Origin of the sequence: Gordonia otitidis NBRC 100426 (assembly GCF_000248075.1) — a bacterium.
GTDB lineage: Bacteria > Actinomycetota > Actinomycetes > Mycobacteriales > Mycobacteriaceae > Gordonia > Gordonia otitidis.
Window position 1 is genome coordinate 1 of record NZ_BAFB01000020.1, and the last position, 6,832, is coordinate 6,832.

Sequence of the window (6,832 nt, forward strand, 5' to 3'; positions counted from 1 at the left end):
GAATCGTATCCGCGGACGAGAACGCCGTGGGCACCGCGTCCCCGCCTCCTGACCTGCACCTAGAGAATCGGGCTCTGCGCCCAGTCCGCGTCGACTCCGAACCATCCGCCGACCGTGCCGAACACGCCCAGGACCCACAGCGAGGCGAGCACGACCACACAGGTGGCGAGCCCGAAGACGCCCTGCACCGACCAGTGGCGCTGCTTCATCCAGTCGAGCCAGGCGTCGTACTTGCTCCGCGCGAACCGGAGGAGCCGTTGCGCCCAGGAGAACTCCGACGCCAGAATCCCCAAGCCGAGGAAGACGATCAGCCAGCCGGGACCCGGATACGGGATCGCCACGATGCCGCCGGCGAGTACGAGCGCACCCACGACGCCGACGACGATCCGGTAGGTGAGGTTCAGCCGTGCATCACGCCGGATGACGAATCTGCGCTGACGACTCCAGATCCGTACTCGTTGCCACGTCGGCACGCCGTGCTCCACTCTCCGCAGGTGCTGTGCCCGGGACGGAGCGGGACTCCACGCCGGACGAAGACTCGATGGTTCCAGGGTACGTAGACGACTCGGGTGCGCCCGTGTCCGCCGTAGTGGAGGTCTCCGACGAATCAGCTGCCTGCCCTTGCTTCTCGGCTCTGCGCTCCCGAAACTCGACGACGAGCGTGACGATGATCGTCAGCAGCAGGATCAGTGGATAACACCCCGAGTAGAGAACCACCGACAGGCGATCGAGCACACCTGGGTCGGGGTAGCGCGGCATCATGAACAAGCCGATCGCGATGATGTGGTCGGCTCGATAGTGCGGGCCGCTGCCGAAGTAGTTCCACCAGTACGAGAACGAGAGTGCGCAGATCGCCAGCGGCGCGAGCCATCGCCACCAGCGTCGGCGCCCGTCGAGGCTGCCACGGTAGGCGAAGTCGAACGCGACGACCAACAGCGGCACGACCCACACCCAGTGGTGTCCCCAGGAGAACGGGGAGACCGTCGCGGCTGTCATTCCCGCGATGCTGACCGAAAGCAGTCTCCGACCACGGCGATAGGACACCACTGCCGCCCAGAGACCGAGTACCGCCGCGACGAGCGCCACCGGCACCCACAGCCAATCAGGCGCAGAGAACAGCGGACCGCCGGGTGCCGGATGCGAGAACCGTCGAATATCGAAGTAGGCCAACATCTGCGCCATGAAGCCGTTCACCGACTGGTTCGCAGGCGAGTCGACACGTCCGATGCGCGACTCGCCGGTCACATACGTGGTCCAGTACTGATGCGCGCCGGCGCCGATGACGATATAGCCGACCGCGACAGTGACTCCGAAGGCCACGACCGCCATCGCCGCGGCACGCCACCGACGCAGAACGAGTAGATACAGGACGAAGAACGCCGGAGTCAGTTTCAGCCCCGCCGCGATCCCGACGCCGATACCGCGCAGCCTCGAACGCGGATGCAGCAGATCGAGGAAGACGAGGTCGAGCAGGATGATGAACATCAAGAAGACATTGATCTGACCGAGCCAGATGGTCGTGCGCACCGGTTCGAGCACTGTCGTGCACACCGCGCCGCACACAGCGAACACCGCGAGTCTGCGGTCGCCCTGGTAGCCGAGCGTGCGCATGCCCAGATACACGGTCAGCACGAGTGCGACGAAGATCGCGACCCACCAGACGATCTTCGCGGCCATCGCACTCATCAGCGCAAAGACCGTGAACACCACCGCCGAGAACGGCGGATAGGTGAAGCTCAGTCGACCGGAGACCGGGAATTCGTAGAGCGGCTTACCGTCGAGAACGACCTGGCCACCCGCCCGATAGACGAACAGATCGGTGACGTTGTCGAACAGTCCGTAGAAGCGCGCGTCGATCGGTATCACGAATATGTGGAACGCGATCGCCAGGATCGCGAGCACTCCGACGGCAGCGACAGGCTTCCGGCCGAGCACCAGCGGCGACGGCCGTCGCATGACTGTGGCACTCTCCGACATGCAGACACCGTAGCCAACTCTCGTCGCAGGTCAGAAACCGAATCGCCGAACGGGACGAATGTCGGCTTTCCCCTCGGTGGGTTCGTCTCATGCGTCAGTCGAAGCGTCGCACGTGATGCCTGCTCCGACCGGGCATCCATCCCGGATCTCCGGTGGTCGCGAAATCGACCCACGCGCGGTGCATCTCGTCGGCGATGCGTTGGTCCGGTTCGGGGCCCACCAGCGCGTGCGCCTGGTCGACGTGATCGAACACGAACGGGATCTCCACTGCGTGGCCTGCCCGGATGTCGGCATGGGGACTGCTGTATCCGAACTCGTACAAGTGGGTGGAATCCGGAGCGCGTGAGGCCGCGAGCGCCTCCGTCGGGTCGGCGAACGCGCGAGCGGTGAGAGCCGCGGCGAGCACATCGCCCGCGCGCTCACCGACGTCGAGCCTGGCTCGTAGGTGGTCGAGGCCGCCGTCGACCCGGCCGAGGATCGCGGCGGCGGCCTGCTCGGTGACCGCCTCCGCACCGCCCGTGGCAGCCAGGAAGAACCGGAACTCGTCGGCATTCCATCCGGCGAGCAACGGGATGTCGGCGCCTGCACCCGATGCGATCGCCTCGTGCGGTACGGCCGTGAGCACCTCGCCGTCGACGACGGGAATCTGGCTCATGATGCCCATCCCCTGCCGCACCGTCGACTCGCCCCAGACCGCGGGGTCGGGGTCAAGCATGCATTCGAGGGCCAGCTGCGATTGTGCGGCGAGCAGCGCGTCGGCATCCACCGCCGCGAACGCTTCCGCGTCGGCGTCGACCCCGAGGATCTCGGCCAGGCGCGCGCTCACTCTTCGCGCATCGTCGATGGTCGCCGCAACGGAACCGTTGCCGCTCTGCATGATCGCGCGTCCGAACAGCCCCCGCGTCAACGGAGACGACAGCAGTGCCGCGACGCTCATCGCCCCCGCGGATTCGCCGAAGACCGTCACGTTGCCGGGGTCGCCGCCGAAGCTCTCGATGTTGGCCTGCACCCACTCGAGCGCCGCGATCTGATCGCGCAGTCCTCTGTTCTCGACGCCCCCACGCACCGAGGCGAACCCGGCCGTGCCCAGTCGATAGTTGATGCCGACGCAGACCACACCGTCACGGGCGAACGTATCGCCTGTATAGATGGCCAGCCTGTTGGATCCACGGGTGAACGCGCCCCCGTGGATCCACACCATCACCGGCAGCCCGCCCGCGCCCGGGTCGGGGGTCCATACGTTGAGGTTGAGGTAGTCGTCGCCGAGTTCGATCACGTTGTCGAGCAAGGCCGCAATCGGCGCGGGGTAGGCCACCTGCGGAGCTGTGGGTCCGTAGCCATCCGCCTCGCGCACACCCTCCCAGGCGGGCGGGCGACCCGGCGCGTCGAACGCCACCGGTCCGACCGGCGCAGCCGCGTAGGGAATCCCCAGGAAGGCCGCCACGCCGTCGTGTGTTCGCCCCGAGACTCGTCCCGCGCCGGTCGTGACAACAGGAGCGTCGAGATGTGATCGCGTCATGCACGCGGACAGTACGCCGCGATGAGGATGATCACGCCGCGATCAGCAAGACCCATCGCCGCTCAGACGAGCCGCCCGTCCGAGGGGCCGCGAGCGAGTCCCGACGAAACCGTCTCATAACTCTCGCTATGTTCTGACATCTGTCTCAGAATGACAGCCTGGGCCGTGGTGGGAGATGGTGAGTGAAGACGTCTTCTAGTCATGTAAGCCGACTTTCGTGAAGCACGGCGATCTGGCGCGCGCTCTCAAAACACCGTCCTTAAATCTCATCGGCAGTCGACTTATGAGATAGGTTGTTCAACATGGTCGTGACAGTTCCGTCGGCCTCGCCGCGCATGGTGCTGGGGTATGCGCGTGCGAGCGTCGGCGCACCGCCGCTCGCCTCGCAGGTGGACACCCTCACCACACGGGGCGTCGAGCCTCGTCGGATCTACCGGGACGAGAGCGCCACCGGAGTCGTCATCGGACCACGCCCCGGCCTCGACGCACTGTTCGACTACGCCAGACCCGGCGACGCCGTCGTCGTCGTGAGCATCGATCGCCTGGGGCGGACCGCCGCCGAGGTGCTCGCGACCGTCCGCATGCTCACAGACCACGACGTGGGGATACAGGCTGTCCGCGAAGGTCTGAGCACCTACGACGACGCGGGCTCGACCCTCGTCGGGGTGCTCGCCTCGCTCGCCGTGGCCAATGACGAGGCAGCGGAAGCCCGACTTCGCGTGCGTTCCACCGGTGATCGCCACCGAGCAGGTCACCTCGGACGACCACGCGCCCTCACCGACGAGCAGGTCGCACTCGCACATCAGATGCGCGCCGACGGCGAACCGGTCCCCACCATCGCCACAGCACTCGGCGTCAGTCGCGCCACCCTCTATCGCACCCTCGCAGAAAAGAGACCCACGAGATGACCAGTGGCCGAATCGTCGCGTTCCCGACGACACCACCTCAGCCGCCGCTCGTCGACGACACTCTCGACGAAGAGGTTTTCCAACGCGGATTCGACGATGCGACAACGTATCTCGCCACCATGCCGGCCGCGTGGGCTCGTCACCACGCGTCGTCGGCACTCGCATCCGGCGACGTACCCGACATCACGCAGAGCTACGAACGCGGCTACCGAGCTGCGCTCTACGGCTTCGTACGGCAGTCGCGGCGCTGACTACGATCGATGGCGCACACGCCGCGCACAACATCTGAACAGGGAAGAGACTCACATGACCAAGCTCATGATCATTCTCGGTAGTGTCCGCGAGGGCCGAATCGGTGGTCCGATCGCCGAATGGGTCAAGGCCGCCGCCGACGCCGACGATCGCTACGAGGTCGACTTCGTCGATCTGGCCGAGCTCGATCTCCCGTTCATGGACGAGCCGAATCACCCTCGACTCAAGAACTACGTGAAGGATCACACCAAGGCCTGGAGCGCGCGCGTCGAGGCAGCAGATGGGTTTCTCTTCGTCTTCCCCGAGTACAACTACAGCTACTCCCCCGCGATCAAGAACGCCCTGGACTATCTGCATAGCGAGTGGGACCGCAAGCCGGTGGGGTTCGTCAACTGGGGTGGCAATTCGGCGGGTACCCGTGCCCAGGTGGCACTACGGATCGTCGTGTCGGCCCTGGGCATGGTGATGACCAAGGGCAACGTCGAGATCAACTTCCCGCAGAAGCAACTGACCGACGACGGGGTCTTCGAACCCAACGAGCAGCAGAGCGCCGTGGTGAAGGCCCAGCTCGACGAGATCGTGAAGCTGTCGGCTGCGCTGGCACCGTTGCGCGGATGATGTGAGGCGTCGTCGGGGCGGAGTAAACCTCCCTGCGGTCCGTCGACGCGCCGACGGACCGGCCGACGGCGCGCGTGGCTGAAACTAGGGGAAGGAATCCTTCCCCTAGTTTCAGCCACGCGCAACAACCCGCGGAAGCGCGCACAACCCGCGGAAAACCCGTGTCCTGCTTCCTGAGGCCCGCACAGCCGTCCCCCCGACACAACCACCGCCAACATCACGACGCGCGACGCCGCGCATTCACTCGAGTTCACGCACGGTTCACCGGAGCCGCTCGCGGACATCCAGCAGGTAGACGCGAAAAACCGTAGCGGAAACCGGCATCGATGGCGGACCGAAACTAACCGCAATCGTTGAGAGGCTCTCATCAGAAGTTCGAACAACTTTGATGGGAGCCTCTCGATGTATTCACCACAGCGCGACGACGAAGTGACCGGGATCGCCAACTACGTCGACCAGCAACTCGATGCGATTCGAGCGGCGGCGTTCGGGCTGACCGAGACACAGCTACGCGAAACCCCCTGCAGGAGCGCGCTTTCGGTCGGCGGAGTAATCAAACACGTGCTCGACGGCATGCACGGGGCAGTCGCGCGCCTCGCCGGCACGGTCGACGCACCCGTCGTCGACGATGCGGGAATTGCCCGGTACCTCGCCGCATTCGTGGTCGGTCAGGACGAGTCCGTCGACGATCTGCTCCGCGACTTCGACGCCGCGCGCGTACAGCTACGGACCGCGATCCTGGCCAGCGATCCGGACAGCGACGTCGTTGCCCCGCCATCGCCGTGGTACGGGCAGTTCGACGCCCAGCCGATTCGACTGCGCTACTTCCTTGTTCACCTCATCGAGGAGTACGCCCGCCACGCGGGGCACGCGGACATCATCAGGGAGCAGATCGACGGGATGTCGGTTCCAGCGCTCGTGATGACCATCGAGGGGGCGCCTGCCAACCAGTTCTTCACGCCCTACGAACCCACGCCGGGGACGATCGGGCCCTGAACGACTCACGGTGGTCCCGGCTGGGATCGAACCAGCGACCTCCCCTGTGTGAACGGTTCTGAAACACCTGGTTTAAACCTTTGAACTGCCACTTTGGTGGATTTTGGTTTCTGCCGGCATCTGGGGTTTTGCAGGTGACCGGATCGACCTGTGTATTGGATTTGTATTGGATTGGCTTCTAATCGACGGAAGGGCAACTGGCGATGAGGAGCCAAGTTGTGCGACCTTACCGGCGACTGCGGGGAGGTCAACACCCCGGGGCGGAGTGTCATTGGCGCAGGTCAGGAGCCAGATAGCCGGAGTTTCGCGGCGGGTCGAGAGGCCTCCCATGCCTCCAGATCGTGTCAGGGCAAGATAGAGACTTGTCGTCGCGAGTAGGGAGTGTCACAGGTGGGATCGATCCACGATGTCATAGAAGCGTTCAGGCAGGCGCCGTCGAACTCGGAGCGCGGTACGAAGTTCGAGAAGCTGATGGTCCGCTACTTCGAGTTGGATCCCATGCTTGCCGATCGCTACGACTCGGTGTGTCGGTGGATTGACTGGGAAGGACGTGCTGGGGGGG

Annotated in this window: 7 protein-coding genes; 4 read left to right on the top strand and 3 right to left on the bottom strand. The window is 65.1% G+C overall.

Going from position 1 to position 6,832, the window contains the following annotated elements; genetic code table 11:
• Positions 1-59: 59 nt before the first annotated feature.
• From GOOTI_RS02110 to GOOTI_RS02120, 3 genes are all read right to left on the bottom strand, one after another.
• Positions 60-473, bottom strand: coding sequence for a TIGR02611 family protein (locus tag GOOTI_RS02110; RefSeq protein ID WP_039993162.1), 414 nt, complete (start codon positions 471-473; stop codon positions 60-62).
• Positions 412-1,977 carry a glycosyltransferase 87 family protein gene (locus GOOTI_RS02115; RefSeq protein ID WP_007236897.1) on the bottom strand — a complete coding sequence of 522 codons (1,566 nt, stop codon included), beginning with the start codon at positions 1,975-1,977 and terminating at the stop codon, positions 412-414. Before GOOTI_RS02115 ends, GOOTI_RS02110 begins: the two co-directional genes overlap by 62 nt.
• Positions 1,978-2,071: 94 nt before the next feature.
• Positions 2,072-3,496: a carboxylesterase/lipase family protein gene (locus GOOTI_RS02120; protein WP_007236898.1), complete on the bottom strand. Its 1,425-nt coding sequence runs from the start codon at positions 3,494-3,496 to the stop codon at positions 2,072-2,074.
• 302 nt (positions 3,497-3,798) lie between these two features.
• Here GOOTI_RS02120 and GOOTI_RS02125 point away from each other — a divergent pair, with 302 nt between their 5' ends.
• The 4 genes from GOOTI_RS02125 to GOOTI_RS02140 all read left to right on the top strand — a co-directional run bounded on the left by GOOTI_RS02125 (position 3,799) and on the right by GOOTI_RS02140 (position 6,270).
• On the top strand, positions 3,799-4,404 hold the full coding sequence (locus GOOTI_RS02125; protein WP_039993161.1) for a recombinase family protein: 606 nt from the start codon (positions 3,799-3,801) through the stop codon (positions 4,402-4,404).
• Positions 4,401-4,655, top strand: coding sequence for a hypothetical protein (locus tag GOOTI_RS02130; RefSeq protein ID WP_007236900.1), 255 nt, complete (start codon positions 4,401-4,403; stop codon positions 4,653-4,655). The genes GOOTI_RS02125 and GOOTI_RS02130 overlap by 4 nt, the downstream gene beginning before the upstream one ends.
• A gap of 55 nt (positions 4,656-4,710) precedes the next feature.
• The gene (locus tag GOOTI_RS02135) at positions 4,711-5,274 is read left to right on the top strand and encodes an NADPH-dependent FMN reductase (RefSeq protein WP_007236901.1); all 564 of its coding nucleotides are present in this window, start codon (positions 4,711-4,713) and stop codon (positions 5,272-5,274) included.
• A gap of 402 nt (positions 5,275-5,676) precedes the next feature.
• The gene (locus GOOTI_RS02140) at positions 5,677-6,270 is read left to right on the top strand and encodes a mycothiol transferase (RefSeq protein WP_007236902.1); all 594 of its coding nucleotides are present in this window, start codon (positions 5,677-5,679) and stop codon (positions 6,268-6,270) included.
• The last annotated feature ends 562 nt before the right edge of the window (positions 6,271-6,832 follow it).